This window comes from Vibrio sp. Y2-5 (assembly GCF_014596725.1).
In the GTDB taxonomy this organism is placed as follows: domain Bacteria; phylum Pseudomonadota; class Gammaproteobacteria; order Enterobacterales; family Vibrionaceae; genus Vibrio.
On record NZ_JACVEG010000004.1, the window covers coordinates 198,313 to 224,194 of the forward strand.

Annotated in this window: 19 protein-coding genes and 1 tRNA gene; 6 read left to right on the forward strand and 14 right to left on the reverse strand. The window is 41.4% G+C overall.

Going from position 1 to position 25,882, the window contains the following annotated elements:
- Window positions 1-5: 5 nt before the first annotated feature.
- From lpdA to HUO09_RS13305, 3 genes are read right to left on the reverse strand one after another with little or no spacing between them, the layout of a single operon-like run.
- Window positions 6-1,421: a dihydrolipoyl dehydrogenase gene (gene lpdA / locus HUO09_RS13295; protein ID WP_188234282.1), complete on the reverse strand. Its 1,416-nt coding sequence runs from the start codon at window positions 1,419-1,421 to the stop codon at window positions 6-8.
- An 11-nt stretch (window positions 1,422-1,432) separates the two neighbouring features.
- Window positions 1,433-2,623, reverse strand: coding sequence for a 2-oxoglutarate dehydrogenase complex dihydrolipoyllysine-residue succinyltransferase (gene odhB, locus HUO09_RS13300; protein WP_188234328.1), 1,191 nt, complete (start codon window positions 2,621-2,623; stop codon window positions 1,433-1,435).
- A 33-nt stretch (window positions 2,624-2,656) separates the two neighbouring features.
- Window positions 2,657-5,380, reverse strand: coding sequence for a 2-oxoglutarate dehydrogenase E1 component (locus HUO09_RS13305; protein ID WP_188234283.1), 2,724 nt, complete (start codon window positions 5,378-5,380; stop codon window positions 2,657-2,659).
- Between the two features lie 864 nt (window positions 5,381-6,244).
- Between HUO09_RS13305 and HUO09_RS13310 the strand changes: the two genes are divergently transcribed.
- Window positions 6,245-8,077 carry an ATP-binding protein gene (locus HUO09_RS13310; protein ID WP_188234284.1) on the forward strand — a complete coding sequence of 611 codons (1,833 nt, stop codon included), beginning with the start codon at window positions 6,245-6,247 and terminating at the stop codon, window positions 8,075-8,077.
- Window positions 8,058-9,425: a sigma-54 dependent transcriptional regulator gene (locus HUO09_RS13315; protein ID WP_167412076.1), complete on the forward strand. Its 1,368-nt coding sequence runs from the start codon at window positions 8,058-8,060 to the stop codon at window positions 9,423-9,425. The genes HUO09_RS13310 and HUO09_RS13315 overlap by 20 nt, the downstream gene beginning before the upstream one ends.
- 504 nt (window positions 9,426-9,929) lie before the next feature.
- Here the strand turns inward: HUO09_RS13315 and HUO09_RS13320 are convergent.
- The 4 genes from HUO09_RS13320 to HUO09_RS13335 all read right to left on the reverse strand — a co-directional run bounded on the left by HUO09_RS13320 (window position 9,930) and on the right by HUO09_RS13335 (window position 13,816).
- Window positions 9,930-10,994 carry an Ldh family oxidoreductase gene (locus tag HUO09_RS13320; protein WP_167412075.1) on the reverse strand — a complete coding sequence of 355 codons (1,065 nt, stop codon included), beginning with the start codon at window positions 10,992-10,994 and terminating at the stop codon, window positions 9,930-9,932.
- Between the two features lie 16 nt (window positions 10,995-11,010).
- A complete protein-coding gene (locus tag HUO09_RS13325) occupies window positions 11,011-12,510 on the reverse strand; it encodes a DASS family sodium-coupled anion symporter (RefSeq protein WP_167412074.1) in 1,500 nt (499 codons plus the stop codon).
- A gap of 487 nt (window positions 12,511-12,997) precedes the next feature.
- Window positions 12,998-13,072, reverse strand: a tRNA-Gly gene (locus HUO09_RS13330).
- Window positions 13,073-13,276: 204 nt separating this feature from the next.
- On the reverse strand, window positions 13,277-13,816 hold the full coding sequence (locus HUO09_RS13335) for a DUF3332 domain-containing protein (protein WP_167412073.1): 540 nt from the start codon (window positions 13,814-13,816) through the stop codon (window positions 13,277-13,279).
- A gap of 273 nt (window positions 13,817-14,089) precedes the next feature.
- Between HUO09_RS13335 and HUO09_RS13340 the strand changes: the two genes are divergently transcribed.
- The gene (locus tag HUO09_RS13340; RefSeq protein WP_167412072.1) at window positions 14,090-14,278 is read left to right on the forward strand and encodes a hypothetical protein; all 189 of its coding nucleotides are present in this window, start codon (window positions 14,090-14,092) and stop codon (window positions 14,276-14,278) included.
- A gap of 40 nt (window positions 14,279-14,318) precedes the next feature.
- On the opposite strand, the gene HUO09_RS13345 is transcribed toward HUO09_RS13340, so the two are convergent.
- A complete protein-coding gene (locus tag HUO09_RS13345; RefSeq protein ID WP_188234285.1) occupies window positions 14,319-14,786 on the reverse strand; it encodes an RNA-binding S4 domain-containing protein in 468 nt (155 codons plus the stop codon).
- Window positions 14,787-14,899: 113 nt separating this feature from the next.
- Between HUO09_RS13345 and HUO09_RS13350 the strand changes: the two genes are divergently transcribed.
- The gene (locus HUO09_RS13350) at window positions 14,900-15,694 is read left to right on the forward strand and encodes a transporter substrate-binding domain-containing protein (RefSeq protein ID WP_223159441.1); all 795 of its coding nucleotides are present in this window, start codon (window positions 14,900-14,902) and stop codon (window positions 15,692-15,694) included.
- Window positions 15,695-15,815: 121 nt separating this feature from the next.
- Window positions 15,816-16,409: a response regulator transcription factor gene (locus HUO09_RS13355; RefSeq protein ID WP_167412070.1), complete on the forward strand. Its 594-nt coding sequence runs from the start codon at window positions 15,816-15,818 to the stop codon at window positions 16,407-16,409.
- Here HUO09_RS13355 and HUO09_RS13360 read toward each other — a convergent pair.
- From HUO09_RS13360 to HUO09_RS13385, 6 genes are all read right to left on the reverse strand, one after another.
- Window positions 16,406-17,305, reverse strand: a complete 900-nt coding sequence (locus tag HUO09_RS13360; protein WP_188234286.1) for a LysR family transcriptional regulator — start codon at window positions 17,303-17,305, stop codon at window positions 16,406-16,408. The genes HUO09_RS13355 and HUO09_RS13360 overlap by 4 nt on opposite strands.
- A gap of 128 nt (window positions 17,306-17,433) precedes the next feature.
- Window positions 17,434-18,777 carry a diguanylate cyclase domain-containing protein gene (locus HUO09_RS13365; RefSeq protein WP_223159442.1) on the reverse strand — a complete coding sequence of 448 codons (1,344 nt, stop codon included), beginning with the start codon at window positions 18,775-18,777 and terminating at the stop codon, window positions 17,434-17,436.
- Window positions 18,778-18,800: 23 nt separating this feature from the next.
- On the reverse strand, window positions 18,801-19,409 hold the full coding sequence (locus HUO09_RS13370) for a response regulator transcription factor (protein ID WP_165314017.1): 609 nt from the start codon (window positions 19,407-19,409) through the stop codon (window positions 18,801-18,803).
- A 14-nt stretch (window positions 19,410-19,423) separates the two neighbouring features.
- The gene (locus HUO09_RS13375) at window positions 19,424-20,581 is read right to left on the reverse strand and encodes an EAL domain-containing protein (RefSeq protein WP_188234287.1); all 1,158 of its coding nucleotides are present in this window, start codon (window positions 20,579-20,581) and stop codon (window positions 19,424-19,426) included.
- On the reverse strand, window positions 20,571-24,248 hold the full coding sequence (locus tag HUO09_RS13380) for an ATP-binding protein (RefSeq protein ID WP_188234288.1): 3,678 nt from the start codon (window positions 24,246-24,248) through the stop codon (window positions 20,571-20,573). Before HUO09_RS13380 ends, HUO09_RS13375 begins: the two co-directional genes overlap by 11 nt.
- Before the next feature lie 337 nt (window positions 24,249-24,585).
- On the reverse strand, window positions 24,586-25,197 hold the full coding sequence (locus HUO09_RS13385) for a glutathione S-transferase family protein (protein ID WP_188234289.1): 612 nt from the start codon (window positions 25,195-25,197) through the stop codon (window positions 24,586-24,588).
- A gap of 107 nt (window positions 25,198-25,304) precedes the next feature.
- Here HUO09_RS13385 and HUO09_RS13390 point away from each other — a divergent pair, with 107 nt between their 5' ends.
- Window positions 25,305-25,880, forward strand: coding sequence for a TetR/AcrR family transcriptional regulator (locus tag HUO09_RS13390; protein WP_188234290.1), 576 nt, complete (start codon window positions 25,305-25,307; stop codon window positions 25,878-25,880).
- Window positions 25,881-25,882: the final 2 nt, after the last annotated feature.

The following is a 25,882-nucleotide window of genomic DNA, read 5'->3' on the forward strand; positions in this document are numbered from 1 at the left end:
AGATTTTAGCCGTGGATGGCGCGTTTATCTGCCGCTAAAGCGGCTTCGTGCAATACTTCGCTTAAAGAAGGATGCGCGTGCATAGTGAGTGAAATATCTTCTGCCGAAGCTTGGAATGCCATTGACATCGTAACTTCGTTAATTAGTTCTGATGCTTGTGGACCGATAATTGTCGCACCAACCAGTCTGTCGTTGTCTTCACGGACGAACAAAGTACAACGCCCACCATCTCTGCCTAGCGCTAATGCACGACCATTGCCACCAAAAGGTGCGCTGCCTTTTTTAACGCCCGCACCGGGTTGAGTGACCCCTACCCAAGCAACTTCTGGGTCGGTGTAGATAACCGAAGGTATTGCGTTCAAATCAACAGGATGAACTGGTTGTCCAGCAATCGATTCTGCGACTTGAATACCTTCATGCATTGCTTTGTGCGCCAACATTGGACCGCGAACCAAGTCACCAATTGCCCACAAACCAGGTTGTCCTGTGCGGCATAACTCATCGACAACGATCACACCGCGATCATCTTTAGTGATACCTAGAGCTTCGACGTCAAGATCATCACTGTTAGGCACTCGCCCGATAGCAACGATCAGTTTGTCAACGGTAGTTTTATGCTCTACACCAGCTTGTTCCCAATGAAGAACGATGTCCTTACTGCGTTTTTCAACACGCTGAATCTTGACGCCAAACTCCATGGTCAGGCCGCTATCTGTCAGTGCTTTACGAACCTCAGTGGATGCACGTTTCTCAAGCCCTGGCAGGAAAGAGTCCGCAGCTTCTAGCAATGTGACTTCTGAACCTAAGCGCTGCCAAACAGATCCCAGTTCCAAACCAATCACACCAGCGCCAATTACGCCAAGACGCTTAGGACAGCTTTCAAGCGCTAATGCGCCTGCATTATCGAGAATATCGACGTTGTCGACTTCGACGCCTGGCAACGCACGTGGTCTAGAACCCATCGCCATTACAACGTTACGCGCTTGTAAGGTTTGCGTATCTTTTGATTGAGCAACCGAAAGTTGCCAAACTCCATCTTGGCAGAGTACTGGCGTAGCTCGACCATGAACGAACGTGATGCTATTGCGATCAAATAGCATGCGAATGCCCTGAGTTAGTCGATTCACAATGGCATTTTTTCGTGAAATCATTGCTGGTACATCCAGCTTCGCACCAGTAACACTGATTCCGTGCTCAGTGCCTTCGTGTTGTAACGCGTGATACAACTCAGATGACTGAAGTAGAGCTTTAGACGGTATACAGCCTACATTTAAGCAAGTGCCGCCAGGAGATGGTTCCCCTTCAGAATTTGAGAAATCATCGATACAAGCGACCTTTAGTCCAAGCTGTGCAGCTCGAATAGCTGCAACATATCCACCTGGTCCCGCGCCAATAACGGCAACATCAAAAAGTGTACTCATAATGGTTCCTTTTAAATATCTAGTAAAAAGCGCTCAGGCGATTCCAACAAGCGGCGAATGTGCACCAGTGCTTGTACTGCTTCCTGACCGTCGATGATTCGGTGGTCATAGCTCAGTGCCAGGTACATCATTGGACGAATAACAATATTTCCGTCCTCTACAACAGCACGTGGAGTGATAGCGTGCATACCCAAAATGGCTGATTGTGGTGGGTTGATGATCGGAGTAGACATCATTGAGCCGAACGTACCGCCGTTAGTGATAGAGAAAGTTCCGCCTTGTAGGGCTTCAAGAGGCAATTTGCCATTACGCGCCTGAATTGCATACTCAGCGATTTGGCTTTCAATTTCCTTAATTGACATTTGTTCAGCATTACGTAGTGCTGGTACAACAAGGCCGCGAGGGCTACTTACCGCAATACCGATATCGCAGTAGTCGTGCCAAATGATATCTTTACCATCAACACTAGCGTTAAGAATTGGGAATTCACGCAAAGCACTCGTTGCTGCTTTTACAAAGAACGACATAAAGCCAAGTTTCACATCGTGTTTTGCAGCAAAGTCGTCTTTCCAACGTTTACGTAAATCCATTACTGGCTGCATGTTCACTTCGTTGAACGTAGTCAAAATGGCGTTTTCACGCTGCGACTCAAGCAAACGCTCAGCAACACGAGCACGTAGTCTCGACATCGGCTCACGACGCTCTTCACGAGAGCCAGAAATGATTGGAGCTGCTGGTGCTTTGGTTACAACAGGTTCAGGGGTTTGTACAGGCGCTTTTTGCGCTTCAGCTGCACGTACTACATCTTCTTTTAGAACTCGACCGCCATTACCACTACCAGTAACTTGATCCATAGAGATGCCCTGACGTAACCCTTCCTGACTTGCTGCAGGCATCACCGGAGCAGAAGCTGGCGCCGCAGCTTCTGCAGGAGCTGCTGCCGGAGCTTCAACTGCAGCAGCACTCTGAGGCACTATGTAAGCTAACAGCTGTTCAGATACTACTGTATCTTCTTCCTGACAGATGAGTTCATTCAACACACCGTCTTGTGGCGCTGGAATTTCAAGGATAACTTTGTCAGTTTCAAGTTCAGCTATGACTTCATCGCGCTTTACCGCTTCTCCTGGCTGCTTACACCAGCGAGCCAAGATACCTTCCGAAACGGATTCTGGGAGTTGTGGGGCTTTAATTTCAATCATAATTATTTTCCTGAGGTAATTTGTTATCTACTGAGCCTATGAAATCGAAGCAAACGCTTCGTCAAGTAGATTTTCTAGTTCTTGACGATGTACAGAGCCATAACCAGTTGCTGGTGCAGCAGCAGCTGGACGGCCTGCATAACTCCAGTTTCTCCCTTCCGTGATAGAAACAAGATTATGATGAATCTGACGCCACGCGCCTTGGTTTTCCGGCTCTTCCTGTAGCCATACTAAGTGTTTACAATTGGTTAACTGTTCCAACTGAGATGAAAGCTCTTCTGCTGGGAACGGATAAAGTTGTTCAAGACGGATAATTGCTACTCTGTCTTCCAATCCACGTTTCTGACGTTCTGCCACTGCGTCATAGTAAACTTGCCCCGAACAAACAATGGCTTGCTCGATTTGGTTCGCAGGCTGGTTTAACGGATCAGCAATCACTGGTAGGAATGTGTTGTCAGTGAAACGAGTCAGGTCGCTCATTGCTGCTTTAGCTCGCAACAGACGCTTGCTCATCATAATAATCAATGGCTTACGTGTTGAACGTGTGACTTGACCACGTAACAAATGGAACATCTGGCTAGATTCACTAGGCATAACCACTTGCATATTGTTTTCCGCACACAACTGTAGCCAACGTTCTGGACGTGCAGATGAGTGCTCAGGGCCCTGACCGTCATAACCATGAGGTAGCATCACAGTTAACCCGCTAAAACGTTGCCATTTGGTTTCACCTGAACAGATGAATTGGTCGATAGCAATTTGGGCACCATTCGCGAAATCGCCAAACTGAGCTTCCCAGATAGTTAACGCTTTTGGAGAACTAATCGAATAACCATATTCCAACGCTAATATCGCCTCTTCGTTCAGCACAGAGTCGATGACCTCAAACGTTTCCTGACTAGGACTGATATTTTGCAGCGGTATGTAGCGTTCTTGTTTTTGTTGGTCGTGCAATACTGCATGTCGGTGACTAAACGTACCACGGCCAGCATCTTCACCAGAAAGGCGAACTGGGTGCCCGTCTTCCACCAAAGATCCCCATGCCAGTGCTTCTGCCATACCCCAATCAACAGGCTGATCACCAAGAGACATCGCTTTGCGTTGAGCTAACTGGCGTTTCACAGTTGGGTGAACCGTAAATCCATCAGGTGCGGTAGATAACACATCGCCTAGTTTTGCAATACGTTCACGAGTAATTTGAGTACAAGAAATTGGGCACCAATTAGTCTGGTCGAAGACGCTCCAGTCGTTGCTCCAACGATGGGTAGCGGATTTCGGCGCGCTTTCTGAAGCAGGGCTATCCAGCCATTGTCGGGTTGACTCAACCATTTCAGACGACTGCTCTGATGTCAGAACTTGTTGTTGAACCAGTTTGTCCGCGTAAAGACTGCGTACACCCGGATGGTTATCGACAGCTTTATACATCTGTGGCTGAGTCAGACGTGGTTCGTCACTCTCGTTATGACCATGTTTGCGGAAACATACTAAGTCAATGATGATGTCTTTATGGAAAGTCTGTCTCCAATCCGCCGCTAACGCCATTGCATTACAAACTGCTTCAACGTCATTACCGTTAACATGCAGTACCGGCATACCAGCCCCTTTCGCAACATCTGTACAATAACGCGTTGAGCGCATATCTTGCGGATGAGAAGTTGTGAAACCGACTTGGTTATTGATGACGAGGTGAATCGTACCACCTGTACTGTAGCCGCGAGTTTCTGCAAGAGCGAAGGTTGTTTGGTTTACACCTAAACCACCTAGTGCAGAGTCACCATGAATCAATAGCGAAGCTACTTGCTCGCGGGCAATGTCACCACGATTATCTTGACGAGCGCGAACTTGTCCCTGAACCACCGGGTTTACAATCTCTAGGTGTGACGGGTTGCATGTCAGTGAAAGATGCATGCTACCGTGTGCGGTATCAATGTTTCTCGAATATCCAAGGTGATATTTAACATCACCTGAACCTAGAGCCTTCGGTTGTTTGCCCTCAAATTCTTCACATAGTAGAGCTGGAGATTTGCCCAACACATTGACTAGAACATTCAAACGACCACGGTGCGCCATACCGATCACCAACTCTTCGGCTCCATGCTTGCTTAATTGATCAATCAATGCATGAATCCCTGGGATAGTGCTCTCACCACCTTCCAAAGAAAATCGTTTCTGTCCTACAAAGCGAGTATGTAAGTAACGCTCTAAAGTTTCAGCTCGAGTTAAATGTTCTAAATGGGTAAGTTTTTGGTCTTGCTTAAAATCAGCGGGAGAAGCTTGCTCTATTCGCTTTAGCAACCAATCAACCTCTTGATCGTCTTCTAAGTGCGTCACTTCATAGCCAGTACTACCACACCAAGCTTGCTGATACAGAGAAAGAATCTGATTCAGAGGCATATTGACTTGTTGACCAGCAAAAGGAACGTAAAAATTCTGCTGCAAGTCAGCTGTTTCCAGCCCCCACTCTTGCAAATTCAGTTGTTGTAACGGTTTGACAACTTGTAAGCCAAGCGGATCTATTTGTGCATTATGGTGACCTTTGTCACGAATCATTTTTGTGAGTAAAGTAACCGCAATTTGCTTTTTCACAACAGAGGAAGATACATTACCTTCTGCTGCGCCTTGTTCAAAAATAACACCTTCTGTTTGTGTAAATAGTTGCTGCCAGTCTTCTGAAAGCTGTTCTGGAGATTCAAGCCACTGACGGTATTGCTCATCAAGAAAACTTAAGTTTTCTGCGTTAAATAGAGATGATGGTTCCATTGTGTCTCCTTTATTTTTGTAGGGGGAGAGTTAGTAACGCATTTTATATAGCAGCATTTGTGCCAAAAAAAATATTGTCGTATCTAATTGATATATATGAATTTATTTTTTATCCCATTCAATAAACACGGCGGCGAAAGTGACACGAAATCCGCACCTGAGCGGATATACACACAGCTTCATTCAAATTTTTAATTTCCAAATATCTCTCTTTCATTCCGATGAACATTTAAGGCATCGACAGATTAGTAATCGCTCTGAATTTGTTTATTACGTCAGCAATTGGCTGCTCACACATTCACATCGCCTATGCAAACTTGTCCTAAAAAGTCTTCGGAAAAGGGGAAACCGCCATCATTTCAAGATAAAGAAAATAGAAGGTGTCAAAACAAGAAGAAAGAAAGAAAGAAAGAGAGAGAAAGAAAGAGAGAAAGAAAGAGAGAAAGAGAGAAAGAGAATCTTAATGTGTTTGTCTTTATTAATCTGTTAAAAATTTGATTCCCGTTCTCTCTATATTGTATGAAATTAGTCAGAATTTACTTAAAGTTCAATGATTGTGATATCACCAAAATCATTACTCTATTCGTTTGGTGCGTACTATGGTTATATTGTCCACCTCTGCTTAGAAAAATTACTGCATGAAATATATTTATTAATTTTTACATTTATGTAAATAAATTGAAAATAAATTTAAGTTAGAACAATATTTCTATGGAATTTGCTACTAGTAGAGAATTAAAATTTTGGAGTAATTGCATTTTAGTCCATAGATTTACCACTGTAATACTTTGCTACATTTATCGTAGGGTAATTCTTATAGAAGCTTCAAAATTGTTATAACCACAAGTTTCGAGGCGAAGAATAATGATATTAAATTTAATCCTGTTTAGAGATAAAAGAAATTTTATCATTTTTGAAATATTGTTATTTTTGTTCATTGTTTTCGCTGGCGTTTTGTTCTTACGATTTTTTGTCTTTACATTTACAAGTGCAGAAAAAATGCGCTTAGAAATGTATAACGCAACCTTACATTCTACTATTGAGCAATATAACCATTTACCATTTTTGCTTTCTCAGGACCGTTTAATTCATACTAATCTTGTTGCCTCAGACCCAGATTCGTTGAAAGCCTTAAACTTACACCTTGAAGAGTTCAATAAAGAACTACGCACAACTGCACTTTTTATTTTAGATCCACAAGGAAAAGCGATAGCTTCTAGTAATTGGAACGAAGAGCAAAGTTATATCTCGGAGGACTATAGCTTTCGCCCTTACTATACTCAAGCGATGAAAGGACAGTTAGGAAAGTTTTACGGTATCGGTAGCACGACATTACAACCCGGTTTTTTTCTTTCATCTCGAATTGAAAATGAAGGGAAAATCATTGGTGTCATGGTGATTAAGATCAGCCTCAATGATATTGAAAAAGCATGGTCTGAAGGTCCGGATAAGATATTTGTTGCCGATGAACATGGGATTATCTTTTTGAGTGTTAATCCCAACTGGCGCCTCAAGTCAATGAATAAGCTGACCTCCCCTGTTTTAGAAACAATTGAAAAAACCAAACAATATAATAGCAACGCTATGGAACTAGTGGAAAATTATACATGCTATGAATTCTTGGGCATTAAATTATTTAACACTAGCAAAACCCAAAGCTGTTTATTCCCTAGAAATTATCGGCAATACATTACAATTCCAGAATATAATTGGAAGGTAGCCTCCGTATCTTCAATGCAAGAAGTTTATATTTCAATTGGTGTTGTCGCTTCAGTTATACTCTTTATCTACCTGTTTTTATTAATGCTATTTAAATATCTTCGAATGCGAGTACATGCTCAGAATGTTTTGAAGAAAAATAACGACTATCTTGAGCGAGAAGTTACCAGCAGAACGCGAGCACTGAGGAAAGTCGATCAATATCGGCTTAATGAAATGAAAGATAGAATGGCCGCAGAACGTTCCTTACAACATATTCGCAGCGAACTAGCAGAATCTAATAAGTTAGCTGCACTTGGGCAAATGGTCACGGAAATTGCTCACGAACAAAACCAACCCTTAGCAGCCATTCATGCTCTAACTGATAACGCACGCAAAATGCTTGATCTCAATATGTATAGTGAAGTAGACCAAAACCTTAACTATATTACTTCCGTGATTGAGCGAATGAGTCACAATATTTCAGAAATGAAGTCATTCGTCAGTCGTAATAAAGTACCTAAAGGTAACGCAGCTAATATAATTAAAGCGATCTACAATTCGCTGGCGCTACTAAACCATAACCTTGAAAGAAACTGCGTTGAACGCCGTATTAACGTTTCATCTTCCTCGTTGATAGTGAACTGTGACTCCGTAGGTCTGGAGCAAATTTTCAGCAACCTAATCATTAACGCGGTCGATGCAATGGAAGATCAACCCATAAAACGTCTGGATATTACTGTCCGCGAAGATGACAAAATAATAACTGTCACCATTAAAGATACTGGGGCTGGTATATCGTCAGAAGTTCAAAGTCGCATGTTTGATTCGTTTTTTACCACCAAACGCCGAGGAATGGGGCTCGGGTTGGCGATTGTCTGTGAAATAGTGAACAACTCAAACGGAACAATCTCCGCCGATAATCACCCTGACGGCGGTACTATGTTTACACTTACCTGGGATAAATTGAGGGGCCAAGATGAATCAACATCTTCCTGATATAAAAGTCATTTATATTGAAGACAGCGATATTGTGCGCTTTGCCTGTAAACAGGCAATGATGCTAGCAGGATATCAAGTTATTGCATTACCAAATGCAGAACAAGGGTTAGAGGCAATAGAAAAAGAAGAACATGCCATTGTTATCACCGACGTCCGTCTTCCCGGAATGTCCGGTCTAGAACTCCTAGCGAGAGCCCAAGAGTGGGATAGCGATCTGCCAGTTATATTGATAACAGGTCATGGTGATGTAGAGATGGCCGTTAAAGCAATGCGTAAAGGTGCCTATGACTTTATAGAAAAACCATGTAGTTCCGAAAAATTGCTCGAAATGGTGAATCGCGCAGTTGAAAAAAGACGCCTTGTGATAGAAAACCGCCAACTTAGAAGAGCAGCAATAAAGGATGAGGGGCCTTTGCTAATTGGTCGCAGCCCAGCGATGAATGAACTTCGAAATACACTGACACATATTGCTAGCACAGGTGTGGATGTATTAATCCACGGAGAAACCGGCAGCGGTAAAGAAGTAGTGGCTAGAGCTCTTCACCACTGGAGCAACAACAATCAAGGCAATTTTGTAGCACTGAACTGCGCAGGTCTACCGGAGACTTTATTTGAAAGTGAACTATTTGGGCACGAACAAGGCGCGTTTACTGGTGCAACAAAACGACGTGTTGGCAAGGTAGAGTATGCCAATGGTGGCACGCTGTTTCTAGACGAAATTGAAGGTATGGAAATGGGCATGCAAGCCAAATTGCTGCGGGTACTGCAAGAACGACAAATCGAGCGACTTGGTACAAATAAACTTGTTCCGATTAATTGCCGTGTAGTCGCCGCAACAAAAGTCGATCTGCTGGAGCTTAGTAAACAAGGAGATTTTCGACTCGATCTCTACTATCGCTTAAACGTGGCAACCGTTCGCATACCACCGTTACGTGAACGACTCGAAGATATACCTGAGCTGTTTTACTGGTTCGCAAGCCAAGCTGCACAGAAATTTCAACAGCCGATGCCGGAAATATCACCATCCTTCATTGCGTGGTTACAGTCCATGAGTTGGCCCGGGAATGTTCGCGAACTCAAACATACTGCCGAACGCTTTGTTCTGGGACTACTACGATCCTCTCAGTCAGAGTCTGTATCGTTCCCTATTCAGGAAGAGTGTGGTTTGGCTGCTTGTATTGATGCTTTCGAGAAAAAATTAATTGAAGATATGCTACGTCAGACAGGCGGACAAGTAAGCCTGACAGCAAGGCAGCTCATACTGCCTCGTAAAACGCTATACGATAAAATCAATAAGCACCAAATAAATCCACAGGCTTTTAGGGATTCAGAATCCGCTTGTTAAACGGTGTCGATAAACCAAAATAACTCCTTCCATTGCTAACAATGTGATAACCCAACTTAATGCTATTGAATGACTGGCAGCAGAGCCTGCTGTCAGTATTCAATACCGCTTACTGTATTCCAGTATTAACTATCGAGCCTATGGTTTCGTTTATTTAAGGCAATACATAAAATCATTCTCAAACCCCATCGCGAACACGTTACTTTTATTCGAAAATAGACTCGTATCCATCAATTGCACTCATTGTTCTAACTCTTATAACTATGACTTAAGTGGTAATCCCCTCTTCCCATAGTTCATCTTCCATCACTTCAAACATCACTTACTCTGTAGAATTTTCTATGATTACTTGATTGCCCTGACATCTCCCGTACAACAAAGGAAACAATCATTCGTACAGTCAACGTTGAATAAACAAAACAAATCAATATGTTAAGCATTAAATAAAAGCATAAAAAAAGAGCCAGTAACCTAGTTACTGGCTCTTTAAAGGTCTTACAAACCTTAAGCTTCAGCCATCTCTGGCTCCTGAAGATCTACTCCTTTTCTAGAATAGTTTTCAGTAATCCATTGCCAAAACTCTGAGCTTACAGTAATGCTTTCGCTATGTGCTGCGCGCTGCTTCGCTTCCGGCATACCTGGGTAAATCACATGATCAACACCAGCTTGTGGTTTAGTTCCTAGTAAATATTCAACAAATTCATTTACTTTCCCTTGAGTCTGGTGCACATCACCAAACTTGCTCGGGTCAATCAATAAAGTAAACAAATGATTGTGAGCTGATCCGTTAGCACTGTGATCTTGAGCGATAGTATCGCCGCCAGACAGTATACCTGCCATTAGCTCAATCATTAGCGCCATACCAAACCCTTTATGCCCACCGAAAGGCAATAAAGCACCAGCAGCCTCAGAAAAAAGTACCCCTGGGTCTTCGCTTGGATTGCCTTGCGCATCAATTACAGTACCTAGTGGTACGCTCTGCCCTTGTTGTGCCATAACACGCGCTTTGTTGATTGCGATACTACTTGTAGCGAAATCGACCAACAACGGCGGATGCCCAGAATTCATCGGCCAAGCAAAACAAAACGGGTTAGTGGTTAGTCGAGCCTCAGCACCACCACATGGAGCCACGACAGCAGGACGACCTGTAACGTTGCTGACAGCAAATAGGCTTAGTCCTTCATCTGTAGCCATCTGACCATAATGCCCTAACCGACCTAAGTGATGCGCATGGCACAACGTCATCAAACAATAGCCTTCTGATTTGGTCTTTTCGATTGCCGCACGCATAGCTACCTTAGCAGCATGTTGACCAAAAGCATTACGAGCATGAAAACGCATCATACCACTGCTTTCAGCAAGCAATTCTGGTCGAGCAACAGCGGTAACCTCTCCCTCATGCATATTGCCAATATATTTAGGTAACAACGAAACACCGTGACTGCTATAGCCGTTTCTATCGGCTTCCACCATATGTTCCGCTACATTCTGAGCAATATCTGAAGGACAACCATTCATCTCTAACAGACCTGCAGCCAACCATCTAATTTTTTCTATTGAAACTTTCATCTGCTTTTTTCCCCTGTTAGATAAGACCTAGATAGCTCCACCAAGTTGCTGCAAATAAGAGCAGCATCAAGTAACCAATAACCGTCAATATCAAACCAATGCGGGTAAACTGACGAGGAGTGAAGGTATCTGTACCCATACACACCATGTTTTGCGGAGCATTAATCGGTAGTATGAAACCAAAACTAACAGTGAAGGCGAGCAGAACAGTCATACCTGCAGCGTTTACGCCTGAACTTTCAGGTAAGCTCACTAGTAGGCTAATCAGAATCGGCAATAAAGCTGCACACAATGCTGTCGCACTAGCAAAGCCAAGGTGAATAAGAATCAAAAATGCAGCTAAGACAGCGAAGATAGCAAAAGAATTAAGAGATTCTAAACCAAACCAATCGACTACGAAATTTGCAAGCCAAGGTGCAGCTTGCGTATCTAGCAATGTGGTACCAAGACTAATACCTACACCAAACATCAACAAAGTGCCCCACTGAACGCGCTTTTCGACTTCTTTCCACTCCATAATCCCAATTCCCGGCGCCAACATAAGAGCTAAACCGATCAGGGTTGCAGAAGTAGTATCTACGCTGTGTAATTTCCCGCCAGTTGCCCATACGCTCAATAGCATCAGAGAAATACCGATCAAACGTTTTTCTTTACCTGTCATAGGACCCAGTTCAGAAAGAGATTTTTTAATGGCTTCTGCACCACCTTCAATATTTTCTACTTCAGGCGGCATTACTTTGCGAGTTACAAAGTACAGAACTACTGACATACTGATACTCCATGGAGCACCTGCAATTAACCAATCCGTCCAACCAAGTACATGCTCTGGACCCATCGCTTTGCTAATAAAGCCCATAGAAAGTAAGTTCTGTGCAGCTGCGGTCTGAATACCTACGTTCCAGATACTTGTTGACTGCGCAATCACAATCATCATTGAAGCCGCTAGACGTGAACGCTTGTCCACATTAAAAGCAGCAATAACACCTAACATAATTGGAACAACACAGGCAGTACGTGCTGTTGCACTAGGTACCACTAAGCTAAGTACGATAGTTACGGCGATCGCACCAACCAAAATACTTTTACTGCTTGTACCTACTTTGGACATGGTGAATAGCGCAATACGTCTATCCAAACCTGTAATTGTCATAGCTGCCGCGATAAACATCGCAGATGTCACCAACGCGACTACAGAGCTTGAAAATCCAGATATAGCCATACCCAATGCTTTTCTGGTACCTAACATGACTTCCGGATTAGCCATATTTGGAGCAAAACCTATGAGGATTACAATCAATACCGAAATGACAACAGCACTGACTGTATAATCCATCGCTTCACTAACCCAGACAATAACGGCGAAAGCTAAAATTGCGATCATATGTTTACCTGCTACAGGAAGCTCTTCACCTCCGAACGGTACTAACAAAATGATTGCGGCGACGATAATGGCGACAAATAACCCGGGATTGGGCATCGACCATTGCTTATCTTGTGTAGTAGAAATACTAGACATAGTGACCTCTGTTCTTTAAACGAAAATGTGTTCGTTCTTTACATTGCAGGGGTCGTGCCACTCTTTAATTTAATCGTATCTAATTGTTTTTTATTGGTTTTTTTAAATATTTCCACACAAATACTGTGCGAATTTCCACACAGCTCATTTTAGATGTGTGTAATTCGGGATACACCAATAGCACTTCGTTAGTACGAACGATGGATAGAATTGCTTAAAATACAACAGGTTTTAGTTGAAAATAAGGTTCAAGTTGAAGGGTTATTTGAAGATATGAATAGCAACCACGAATAGATAATGGTTTGTATGGAAATTGGGCTTTATAGCAATACAATTCTTTAAATGCTATTTGCCATACGTTACTACTTTAGGCACCTACAAATTAACGTGAACGAATACACAATAAATTCACAAATGCTAGATATGCAAAAACACGCATTAAAGCGTTTTATTATAGGTTTAGGGATTTTTGGAAAGTAGAAATACTTGGAGCGGGCAGCGGGAATCGAACCCGCATCATCAGCTTGGAAGGCTGAGGTAATAGCCATTATACGATGCCCGCGCATCGAAAGGACGTTGCTACTATGCCACAGAGTAGAAAAAATGAAACTGTTTTTTCATAAAAACCTGTTTATTTGCATAGTAAGTAAGCAATTGATGTTAAAGCGGTTAGATTTGCATCTACAATCATTTCCTCAAATGTCTAAAGGCGCAAAAAAGCCTCCCAAAGGGAGGCTTAAACTAAAAACCAGTAAGCCTACAAAGCTTAGATTTTAGAAGTCTGAACGTAGTTAACCAATTCTTCATTAGAAACGGTTGTGATGTATTCATCATTCAAGTAAAACGCTACGCTGTCTTCCCCTTTCTCACCACGTAAAACCTTGTGAGAGCCATCTAGATAAGAAATATCCATTTGCATGGTGTTCTCATCGATCTGTTGCATTGTTGCTGACTTAACATCGCCATTATTTGAAAGTGGAACTTCCGTCATTGAAGAGTCTAGGCTGTCATTCACTTTCAACATCGTATCTGCTGGAGTATCAACAACCGCAGGAGACTTACCAGAAAGTGGGTTAGTTCCTGTCCAGAATTCTACTGCGTTAAAAATAAACAAGTCAGCAAAAGAAGCGATAGCGTAGACTGGTGATAGAAGCAGGAACATACCTTCACGACCGTAACGGTTATCCACAACTTCTAAGTTGAATTTGCCAACCAAACCTGTGGTTGCCATTTGGCCCATACAACCAGTTAAAGAACTCACGCCCAATGCTGCTACGACAGCTACTTTAATTGCTTTGTTTTTCATTAAGATCACCACTGAGTTGGATAAAAACTAAGTGTAGTCAATCATTTGCACATTAGGAAATATCTGATAAGAATATTGACAGAAACCTTACATAACTTAATGAATTTATTTTATATTTTCATATTTGAGACTGTGATAATTATTGTTCTAACCTGAAGAATTCAACACCTGAATACTTGAATGAGTCCAACACACTAGGAAATCATCGTATGTGGTCTACAATTGTGATGAGAAACGGTCTCGTGTCATTCACCGTCATATAGGAGGTGCTAAATGAACATTCGTGAAAGCATTGATGCACTAGAGCAGCAAATATACATAGCGTGCTCAGAGGGAGATTATGAAACGGTTAATATGCTTGAAGCGCAATTGGAAAGGTTACGTGGCAAAGCCGAACACCCTTTCGATGAAGATCCCTACGCCCTAGAAGGTCGACCTTCTTTCGATGACGACTGGAGTTAAACAAATGGGGAGCTGATGCTCCCCATTTTAAAACTTAAATTTAGAAAAACTTGATCGCTCCCCTACCACCAATCTTTTCTTCTTTAGGTTCTACTTCTGCTGGCTGTGGTTTTGGTTTTGAATTCGGCTTCTTATTTGTTTTTTCTTGCGCTGTTTTTTTCTTTTCCTGCTTTCTGTTTTTCTTTTCTGCTTGAGGCTTTGCTGGCACGACTTCTACGTCTTCAACCGCCTCTTCCGTCACAGGGGCGTCACAAATAACCAAGTAAAACTCTTGGTTAAATTCGATTAAATCACCATCATACAGTTTCCGGCGCTTGCGGATTTCCACCTCACCGTTAACGGCAACATAACCTTCTGTAATCGCATACTTCGCTTCACCACCACCACTGACTGCATCAGCAATTTTCAGAACTTTATAAAGCTCAATGGGTTGGTTATCAACTTCTACGCCAATAGCCTCTATCTCGATTTCTTCATCATTTTCAAAATCGGATTCAAATTCGTTCATTTCACATACCCATAAAATTTTTCTGCAGTTTAGCGTTTTACACTTTGTTTATAAACCGAAACTCATTTATAAAACTAAACTAAAGGAAAGCGTATAGAAAAGGATGACTAATAATGCGCAGAATTTGGGTAGCCATGTTAAGTGGATTAACATACATGCCAATGGGCTATGGAGAAACAGTCACTGTTGAAATTCTCACTGATGAGTCCTACCCGCCTTATACTTATGCGGAGGATGGCGAAGCCATTGGTATTTATCCAGATATCGTTCATGCAATAGATGAAAAGCTCAACGATTTCGATATAACTATTCGCCCTGTTCCTTGGAAGAGAGGGCTGAAATTGATTGAATCTGGACGCAGTTTTGCGTTAATGCCGCCCTATTTTCATCCGGAGAGTCGTGATTATATTTCCCCTTACTCTCGTCCAATGCTTAATGAAGAAGTCGTTGTTTTTTGTGACAACAAAGTGATCAGTAAAAGCCCTAGGAAAATATGGCCTGAAGATTTCTATGGGCTAATCATTGGCATTAACTCAGGGTTCAATATAGGTGGGCCTGATTTCTGGCAAGCATCAGACGAAGGGAAATTGACTGTCTCTGAAGCTAAGGGAAACCAACTCAATCTTATTAAATTGCGTAGTCGGAGAATTGACTGCTATGTGAATGACCGCATCTCAATCCTTTGGGAAACAAAGCGTTTACTTGAAGAAGAAGTACTAGTGAAGCCTCTTACTTTTAGTCTTGCTACACATATTAATACTGAATCGGGATATATGGCTTACACCAACGTCAACGAAGAGAAGTATCCATATAAAGAAAAATTTGTCAGAGAATTCGATGACGCGCTTATCGAGCTGCAAAACTCAGGGGAAATAGAGAAAATTGTTCAATATTACACCGGAGAATAATTCCAACATAACATTACCCACTTTCCCACTTGGAAAGTTCGCTTTTCCACATCTTCTGTAAGAAAAACCCTATAGTAGTTCCAAGAGTTAACACTTAACGAATTAACCGAGGGTATACAACATGACAACCAACACAAAAACTGCACTGATTATCGACAGTTTCCCAATGGTACAACAAGCGATGCAACAGATGCTTAAAGCGAACAATGGCTTTGACAAAGTATTGTTAGCCGGCGACGCTTTTGCAGCGGCATCAGCATTAAGACAACATGATATTGACTTAATCATATTAGATATTCAGCTGGTAGGTTTTGATGGTTTGGATTTCCTACGACGTATGAGAGCAAAACAGTTCGCAGGTAAGATATTGTTTGTATCAAGCAATGAACACAGTATGTATTCGAATGCTGCTAAAAAAATGGGCGCAAATGGCTATGTACTAAAAACAGAAAGTACAGAGATCATTCAAGATGCTATTTCTAGTGTCCTACGCGGCTACAATGTATTCAAACACAACAGCGACAACGAATTTTCGGCATTATCAAAACGCGAAACCATTGTGTACAACTACCTTGTAAAAGGTTTTACCAACAAGCGTATTTCTGAACTGCTATCAATCAGTACAAAAACAGTAAGTACATACAAGAGTCGTATTTTGAACAAATGTAATGTGGATTCAATTATTGAACTCGTACAACTGAAAGAGTCCGCTTAAGGCGCTGAAAATCTATCGACTTTCTTTTTGATAATATCTGAAAGCAAAATGTGCAAGGGATTGCTTTTGTTACTCGCCTTCATCACCGTCACCAACGAATAATTATCAATTTTTTGGTATATCTCCGGAAGAACACGGAAGCAGAATCTATCATCCGTGACATCAAACAATTGACTAATCGAAAACCCTCCAATTTTATCAATTGTGTTCAACATACAAATTAAGTTATCAACGTAGGCATACTCGTTCAGGTCATGCCCTACCGCCGCTGTAATTTCTTGCAGTATCGCTTTTATGTCGTGCCTACCGCGCGCCGCCATTCCAACGAATGGTAAATTGAGTATTTCTTCATCACTCAAATTTGCCAATCGGGAGGGAAGAATAACACCGTGACGTAATAACTTGATGCGCCCCTGATACATCGATTTGCTTAATGTAGGATTAAAGTAATTCACACCTAAATCAATATTTCCGTTGATGATATCTTGCGTAGTGTTGTTGTCATAAGTTAGCAACGAAATAGAGGCATTGGGGAATGTTGCTTTAAGACCCATCAACAGATCTGAACCAAACTGCATGTGCATTACGGGCATAATAGCGATAGAGATGTCACCATCATAGTTCTCGCTATCGATGGTATTTTTAGCAAGTGCTGACTGAATGGTGTTGATTCCATCGATGATATTTGGAACCACTTCTTCAGTAAAAGCCGTGGGTTCAAGACCTTGGTTGTCTCGGACAAAAAGAGGATCATCGAGCTGCTCACGCAATTTGGACAATTGCTTACTCACCGCACTTTCAGTCACCCCAAGTGCACGGCCAGCTAACTTTAAGTTTTTGTGTTTGTACAATAAAACAAATGTTTGCAGTAAGTTGTAGTCTAAATTATTTGGCATAACAAATCCGATTCTCTACCACACGTTTGCAAAACAGCAACTTAAAGTCTGTTTTGCGAAAGAACTCTTATCTCTGCAAACAATTTATCACTCTTATTGAGTATTGGCGAATCCATCAAGGGACTGAATTATTCCTGTTTATCTTTATACAAATTTTCATCAGCTCGGCGGATAGCTGATTCGACAGGCTCGTTTTCCATCATTTCAACAACGCCCACCGACACTCCAACACTTAGAGCGTATGGAGAAAATGTGGTTTCACAAACACACTCCTTTAAACGAAGAGCTAACTTGGCAGCGTTCGCTTTTTTACAGCCAGGCAATACCGCAAGAAACTCATCACCGCCGGAGCGAATTAAGTAGTCCGTATCACGGAATACTTCTTTCATGGCATTAGCTATTTGCTTTATCGCTTCGTCGCCAACATGGTGTCCATAGGTGTCATTGATCGTTTTCAGCTTATTACCATCAATAGCAAGGATACTGGCCCCTTTCTCCTTGATGGCATTTTTGAAATCGTCGCTTTCAAGCACGTTTCGGTTCATAAGACTCGTCATCTGATCGTGGACAATACTGCTTTCTGCTTCGCTAAGTTTGATCTTATTAAGATGCAATTCTTTAAATCGGTATAAAACAAATCCGCTCGCTAACCAAAGGATAAAGAAAAACACAAAAGTGTTATAGACAATAGATAACACCGGAACTCTATACACATAGACGGTTGAGTTATCCGCTACAAAGTCAATGGTGTAGGCAAACTTACTGTCAGTCGTTTCGTTACCGTAAATAAAGTCATAGAAAGTTACACCATTGATGACTTTCTTTTCTACACGAACTTCCGATGCCCCTTCAAAACGCAACATGAATATATCAATATTCACATCACCAATGATGCCGCCTTGGAAATAGATTGGACTCGATACGGTGATAAACACCTTTCCTTCTTCATTTTGATATGGGTCTGATATCAGTATCCGATCGACCAATCGTCTCTCAGAAGCTTCTAAAGCACAATTTCGTTGACCAGAACACTGCTCAATTTCGATATTGGCGTCTTTCTTATCGACTGACGTCAAGGAGCTGATGTAAGAGCGGTAATACATCACATCTTCTTCCGGCAGAATAGTCGGCATTTCCTCAACCAACTGATGAAACTCGTTTTCAATTGCAATATCAATATTGGTCAGTTCATCACTCACATTAAAGTGGGAAAGGCGGCGATTTTGACCATCTGGTAGCGTTTGGTTTTCCGTTTCAATGGCGTCGTACTTACTCACTTCACTTTCAAGTATTTTGCCAGTGAAAAAGAGCACTTGGTTGTACTGCGCCATTGTTTTCGAAAATTTTTCAAACTCCAGTTCACGTTCATTAATATGCGAATCCACATAAAATCCCATCGAGATCACGTAAAGGATCAAGCTGACCATAAAACTGGTCAGCACAATTTCGTTAATGTTTTTTTTTGTTGTCATCGCCATATTATGTGAACTAACTATTAGATAATGTTTTTGTTGATGCTCATTAACTCAACAATCGATTTGACGTTGTACTTCTCCAATATACGAGATTTATACGTACTAATTGTTTTCGGACTTAGAGACAGAATGCTAGCAATCTCTTTGTTACATTTGCCATCAACCAAGTAAGTGAAAACGACAAGTTCTTGTTTAGACAGTTGAACATCGTTTGACCCACTGTCTTTCATTAGTTTGTAGAAACTATAGCCGTTTAAAATACATTCAACCGCATCATTAAGAATATTTAAATCTTCTGACTTACAGACATATCCGTCTGCACCCAGTTTGTAAGCCGTTTCAGAGTAGAGTCGGCTATCGTTGGCAGATATAAACAATGATTTGCCCGTAAAGCCATGAGACTTTATACGACGTAACAACTCAAAGCCATCTGACTTTACTAGATTTACATCTAAGATTAAAAAGTCGATTTGTTCTTTTTGAATCAGTTTTTGCGCTTTAATTGGATCTTGTTCAACGATGATAGTTTCGAATCGTCCGCCTTTGTCTAAAAGTTGTTTGATTGCAGCACATACTAGTGGGTGATCGTCGACAACAAGACAAGTTAAAGAAGTATTTGTTTGAATCATTTTGGGTAGCCTCGTTAAGCCATTAATTTATATTCAATTGGTTGGGGTCTGCCTGTAAAATAACCTTGGCAAAGATCTATCCCCATGCTCTGTAAATGCGCCCAAGTTTCATTGTCTTCGACTCCCTCAGCAACAAGACGCATACCCAGTTGTTTCGCCATTGAAACAACCAAAGAAAGAATCGCGTTTTTCCTTTTATCGCGATGACAGGACGTAATCAGCGCCCTATCGATTTTCATTTCGGTGAACGGTAAGTCCGCAAGTTTTATTAGCGAAGAATATCCCGCGCCGAAATCGTCAATAGCCAGCTCAACGTCGTTAAGACGTAAGCGAGCGAAGTTTTCAAACATGGTTGGATTGTGTTTGTACACTTCCATTTCCGTCATTTCGATAATCAAATTTCGGGGAGAAAAATCATAACGCTCACAATACTCAAGCACCTGAAAAGCAAAGTTTGAATCACCGAAATTGGCTAAGGCCGCGTTCACTGAAATAGACCCCGATAGCTTTCCACTACGATGGTCTTCCAATGCTTGTTCCAATACGTAGAAAAACAGACGCACATGCCATTGTTCTTTATCGATAATCGGCAAAAAAGCATTTGGGCTTAGATAACCATACTCTGGATGATTCCAACGAATGAGAACCTCATTACCGCTTTGCGTATCATTGTCAAAATGGCATTGTGGTTGATAAAAGTTGACCAACCGGTTTGAGTCGAAAGCTGAATCCAGATCTGAACGTAAGAACTCGATCACGTTGTCACTCACCTTAGGAGTAGGATTCGCCTGAGCAACTGATTTCAGTACTGATGCCAAATCTGTATTCGAGATTGGCTTCTTCTGTGATGCAATGATGCCAAGACCAAGTTGGCGACACATCATTTCAGCCAACGCAATAATGCTTTTGTCATGGCCGCTCAATAGACACAATTTACCTTGGTAATTTTGCTTTTTAAGCGCATTTAAAAACGTTAAGCCATCTTCTTCCGGCATAGACAAATCACAAAATACAAGATCAAACTCTTGAATCTCACAAATTGCCAAACCGTGTTTGCTACTTTGTGCAACACGTACATCGTCAATACCAAAGGTCTTCAACTGTATTTTCAGCGTAATACACTGAATAGGATCATCGTCAACGATAAGTACTCGTTGAATTCTATAAGACATGATTGTTTATCCACGCTTTTGTTTGTTCAATACTGGTAGTGATATTGCCTACCAAATGCTCAAATAATTGGTCGATGTTGCCATCAGAGTTCAACAATCCATTTTCTAAATCCATTGCACTTTGTTGAACCGTGATTTCACCAATCGTTCCAGAACCACCTTTAATACGGTGAACAATTTCCTTGGTTAACTTGCGGTCGCCTTTGTTTTCTAATAGCAAAGCCAAGTCACTTTCCATAGTATCTACATACACTTGTGACAAAACTTGAGCGTCTCCTGCATCGTATTTCGCCAACCAAATATCAGCATCTGATATGTCAGAAGAAAGATATTGCGCAAGCAGTTTATACATTCGATTAATGCCATAAGGTTTGTACAACATGGTATCGAAACCAGAGTTCGCAGCCTTCTCATTCGCGACTCGAGAATCTTCAGCAGTACAACCAATTAGCGTTATATGGTTTAACTCTGGTTGCAAGCGAACGCGATTCACGAGTTCATAGCCATCCATTACTGGCATATGGCAATCGGTGATTAGAATGTCGTATTCCTTCGGTTTTGCTTGTAAAAGCTCAAGTGCAATTAAACCGTTATCGACAATATCAACGTCCACTCCCAATTCGACTAATTGTTGTTTGAACACCAACTGATTAATTGGATTGTCTTCAGCAACCAGCACTTTGCCTTTCAGTAGAGAACGCATATTTTCTTCATCAGAAACTGGCATTTTTTCATTGCCGACAACTGCATCGAACAATAGATCTGGAAAGAAAGGGGTTGAGTTCAGGTAGACACAATGACCATTGCTGCTGCGGAACACATCAAGGTTTTTCTTGATAATAATGTTGTGTTGAAACTCACAGCTGCGCTCATCGAAATTTTCTTCGTCATAAATATCAATATTTTCGAGTGAACAAGCACTACCGCTGTTGCTCGTCCATATATTTATCCAATTGGCGATCAACGGGTCTGTGCCGTGATAAGTTGCACATACCACTTTCAGCGACTCTTCATATGTGCGAACCAGTTCGTGAGGAATGGTAAACGACACTGTTGTCCCAATATTTGGTTCACTATCAATGTTAATCTTACCGCCCATAACAGTGACCAAGTTGTGGACAATTGCCAAACCTAAACCTGTACCGCCGAATCGACGAGCAATTGTAGAGTCAGCCTGGAAGAACGGATTAAATACGCCCTTGATGACATCTTTACTCATCCCAACGCCAGTATCTGTTACTGCAAGAGATACCTGATTTTCATCCAGTGAAACATCAACTCTAATTTTTCCAGCATCGGTAAACTTGATCGCATTCGACAGTAAGTTATTAATAATCTGACTGAAACGTAGTGCATCGATTTTAACCACTTTTACCGTCGTTGGTTGCCAATTCACCTCAAACTTGAGTCCTTTCTTCTGAGCTGAAGCACAATGAACTCGCAGCAATTCTCCTGCTTCACGCAGCAAATGGCATTCACCCAAATCCAGTTCAAGTTGCTGAGCTTCTAGCTTTGAGAAATCCAAGATATCGTTCACTAACAAATGCAGATGGCGAGTAGAAGTAATGATGTTATTGATCATCATTAGAGTGTCTTCATCATCAGTGCGAATTTTCAACATTTCTAACAAACCGGCCATACCGGCAATTGGCGTACGAAGTTCATGGCTCATACTGGCCAAGAAACGTTCACGTGCTTGTACTGCATGCTGCGCTGTTTCATTCGCTGCACGCAATGCACGCTCTTGCTCTTTCTGTGCCGATACATCATGTACAACAGTTAAGACAAATTCTTCGTTACTACCAGAGCCGCTGATACGAGTTCTGAAATAATCAATCGTCTGCAAACCGGCACTACACATCTGAACATCCACGTCACGCTGAATGGTTTCACCCACTTTTAGCACGCGTGATAGTTCTTCACCATTTTCAATCACCTTATAATCAGGGCGTTCCTTCTGAGAAAGGCTGCAGTTCTTACACTTACCGCTTTCGACACCACAACAGTTGCTCAGCAACAACTTGTGGCTCGCATCGTGAATGAAGATTTGGTTCGGTAACCCGTTAATAATGTTCTGTAGGAAACGTAAATCATTCTGTGTTCTTTGCGCTTCTTTTTCTTTCAGTGATACCTTCAACTGAAAATTTTTCTTCCACAGATAAAAGATAAAGACGAGTAATAGAATAATGCTGGCAAGAATCGACAAGCCAACAATGACGTAGTTTTTGTCATAACCATAGACGATATTGAACTGCGTATACCCATTTTGTAGACGATGCAACTCTTTAGGGTTGATAGTTGAAGCTACTCCGTCAATCAGATCACTGATTTGTCGTCCATCTTCTCTTACCATGATCGCAATATCGATCTCTTTATACGAGTTACGCTTAATAACGAGCCTATCGTCATCATCATTTGCAACCAGATAATCGAGTATATCTTCACGCACGTAAGCTTGACGTAACTTGCCATCTCTCAGATCTTCCATTAACTGCTTAATGCTGACGTAAGTAATTGTACTTTCGCCAAAAACTCTATTCTTAACGCTTTGATAAGCAGGAGTGTCGTCAAACAAAACGCCTTCTTTCGCTTTCTCTTTATAGGTCAAACCCTTATAACTAATTGGATAGTATTTGATCGATGCCAGTGGGTTCGATACCGCAGTCCAGTCAAGATCATGAGAATCCATGACAACGGCTGGAACAAAATCTATCTTTTTTTGCTCAAGTAATCCTAGAGGTGTTTCATCATCTGGCAGAGGAACATACTGGAACCGCATTGATGTACGAATTTCAATTAACTTGAGTAAGTCAGGAAGAAAGCCCGCAATTTCACCGCTGGTATCGCGATAAAACAGGGGATATGAGTCATCCCAAAACGAATATCGAATCGTTGGGTTGCCGTCTGTCGATACGGCAGTACGTGCAGTATCTATTTTGTGGTAAACATTATCTGTATGGAAACCAGACCGTTTTGCTTCTTGATTCAATGCCAAGTTGATATTTTTCAACAAAAATTCGCTATTCTTAAGCGCGGCAATACGAATATTCTCTGTCTCAAACCAATCCGGTATTTCTATACGACCAATGGTTTGAGTAGAAGAGTTCACATACGCCAATAACGAGACATAACTGTCAAGAACTGCATCCGCCTGACCGGAATTAACCTGCTTGATAGCATCAGCAAAGTTCCACGCTTCATAAATATTTGGCAAATTACGTGAAACCAATTTTTTGCAATAAATGGAACCTTTCACACACGCCCATTTCATTGAACTAGGTGAAACATGCATCAGATTTTTATTTCGATACCAAATAGCAATCGAACTTTGATACAAGGTTTGACTATAAATATAGTTGGATGAGCTTGTATCAGATACGCCTATAGCTAAATCAACTTCTGTTTTATCGATAGCGTTATGCAATGCTGAAATTGTCGGATAAACGATATATTCCACATCCAAATTGAGACTGTTAGCTAGGCTATTTACCGCGTCAGTCTCAATATCATACGTAGGATCATGATATGCGAGATTGTCTAATGTACGAGAAAGCAATGCCACTCTAATCTGTTTTGGCATTGCGTTTGTACCACTCTGAGCTGACAGAGCGTAGGTATTAAACACTACTGAAATAACAGCAATAAATAATAGGAATAAACGGTTCACAATTTACTCATACATATCAAAAATAGAATGTAAGAATAAAAAAACTGCGAGTAAAGTCAAATGACCTACAATTTAAACAACACAGTAAGATATTGTTATATAACGATTTTATTGGTTTTTGTAAGCGCTATCTGACTACATTATCAGATGTAACCTAATCGCTGAGGCGCAATATATAGGAAGTAGGAATGAATATTCTTATAAACAATTACAATAATGTAGGAATAAAGTGTTACTTAAGACTAAGCCTCCTTTTTATTAATCCGAACAAACAATACTCAATTTCATTCGCTCAAAGAAAAATAATAAGGAGGCTATAATTAATTATTGCTGTAACTTACTGGAATGCTGGGCGTTGAGATAACTCATTAAACCAACGAGCGATATTTGGATACTGGTTTAAAACATCAATTTGTAGGGCTTTTTCCGCAAATCCTACAAATATAAAACCAGTAATATCTGCAATTGTTAATGCTTCAGTAACAATGAATGATTTATCTGTTAGCTGCTGCTCTAGTTGAGGTAGGAAGTTTTCTACACGACGTTTACTTTCAATACCCCACTCTTCCACACACGTTTCGCGATCTTTATAAATACCTGAGATGTTTCTGAATGCTTGAAACCCCGTGTACAGACCTTGGAATTCCAGCACACGGTTCCACATTTCAACTTGCGCTGTTTCTAAATGTGTTTCACCGAAAAGGTTTTTCCTGTTGGGTGTAGCCTCATGGAAGTAACGACAAATAGCAACGCTCTCACAAATAGTGACACCACCATCTAATTCCAACATAGGCACTTTGCCGTTGACGCTTTTTTGCTTGAAATCATCCACTAGGTTCTCGCCTTCACGCACATTGACTTGAACGCGTTCAACATCAACACCTAGCTCTTTGAGGAAAATGGAAACTCGGCGACAACTTGGAGTTGGGGCAAATTCGTATAGTTTCATTGTTGTTCCTTGTATTTTGGCTTTAACTAACCGATCGTTTAGGTTAGACTTTATTCGTTTTCTAAACGATCAGTCAAGAATTAATTATTGCAGGTGAGAGCAGCGATATGGCGAGAAAAAGTAACTTTGATAGAGATGAAAAGCTTGTTCAAGCGATGGAACTCTTCTGGCAGAAAGGCTACGCCAATACTCCGATCTCTGAACTGATTGATACATTACAAATCAACCGTTTTAGCCTTTATAACACTTTCGGCGATAAGCAAAACCTGTATTACCAAGCATTGGAGAAATACCTATCAAGCATTTCTATTCCCACGCTGTCGTCATTGGAAAATCAGGATGCTTCACTCGAGGAACTGGAACAATTTCTTAAGCAATTTGCAGAATTGCAAAGGCTGAACAACCGCGGTTGTTTTATGCAAAACGCCCTTGTGGAACATGCAGGAACTGATGATACCGTATTACAGAAAGGCCATTTTTTGTTCGACCATTTGATAGAGATTATTTCGAGAGCAGTTAGCAATGCTCAACGCCAGAGTAAGCTGCGTGCATCTCACAACCCGCAAGCGTTAGCTCAGCTTATCTTAACGCAGATGCAAGGCATGCGAGTGCTCGGTAAAGCGAAACGCAATGAAGATTTAGAGACGGCTTTGAACACTTTACTTATGTTGATCAAAGCATGACG

Excerpts from the sequence above, each read along its gene's own strand:
- HUO09_RS13350 (WP_223159441.1), top strand. The coding sequence starts at position 14,900 with ATGCGCAGAATTTGGGTAGCCATGTTAAGTGGATTAACATACATGCCA.
- HUO09_RS13335 (WP_167412073.1), bottom strand. The coding sequence starts at position 13,816 with ATGAAAAACAAAGCAATTAAAGTAGCTGTCGTAGCAGCATTGGGCGTG.
- HUO09_RS13310 (WP_188234284.1), top strand. The coding sequence starts at position 6,245 with ATGATATTAAATTTAATCCTGTTTAGAGATAAAAGAAATTTTATCATT.
- HUO09_RS13305 (WP_188234283.1), bottom strand. The coding sequence starts at position 5,380 with ATGGAACCATCATCTCTATTTAACGCAGAAAACTTAAGTTTTCTTGAT.
- HUO09_RS13345 (WP_188234285.1), bottom strand. The coding sequence starts at position 14,786 with ATGAACGAATTTGAATCCGATTTTGAAAATGATGAAGAAATCGAGATA.
- HUO09_RS13385 (WP_188234289.1), bottom strand. The coding sequence starts at position 25,197 with ATGAAACTATACGAATTTGCCCCAACTCCAAGTTGTCGCCGAGTTTCC.
- HUO09_RS13315 (WP_167412076.1), top strand. The coding sequence starts at position 8,058 with ATGAATCAACATCTTCCTGATATAAAAGTCATTTATATTGAAGACAGC.
- HUO09_RS13360 (WP_188234286.1), bottom strand. The coding sequence starts at position 17,305 with ATGCCAAATAATTTAGACTACAACTTACTGCAAACATTTGTTTTATTG.
- lpdA (WP_188234282.1), bottom strand. The coding sequence starts at position 1,421 with ATGAGTACACTTTTTGATGTTGCCGTTATTGGCGCGGGACCAGGTGGA.
- HUO09_RS13355 (WP_167412070.1), top strand. The coding sequence starts at position 15,816 with ATGACAACCAACACAAAAACTGCACTGATTATCGACAGTTTCCCAATG.
- HUO09_RS13370 (WP_165314017.1), bottom strand. The coding sequence starts at position 19,409 with ATGATTCAAACAAATACTTCTTTAACTTGTCTTGTTGTCGACGATCAC.
- HUO09_RS13365 (WP_223159442.1), bottom strand. The coding sequence starts at position 18,777 with ATGACAACAAAAAAAAACATTAACGAAATTGTGCTGACCAGTTTTATG.
- HUO09_RS13390 (WP_188234290.1), top strand. The coding sequence starts at position 25,305 with ATGGCGAGAAAAAGTAACTTTGATAGAGATGAAAAGCTTGTTCAAGCG.
- HUO09_RS13375 (WP_188234287.1), bottom strand. The coding sequence starts at position 20,581 with ATGTCTTATAGAATTCAACGAGTACTTATCGTTGACGATGATCCTATT.
- HUO09_RS13340 (WP_167412072.1), top strand. The coding sequence starts at position 14,090 with ATGAACATTCGTGAAAGCATTGATGCACTAGAGCAGCAAATATACATA.
- HUO09_RS13320 (WP_167412075.1), bottom strand. The coding sequence starts at position 10,994 with ATGAAAGTTTCAATAGAAAAAATTAGATGGTTGGCTGCAGGTCTGTTA.
- HUO09_RS13325 (WP_167412074.1), bottom strand. The coding sequence starts at position 12,510 with ATGTCTAGTATTTCTACTACACAAGATAAGCAATGGTCGATGCCCAAT.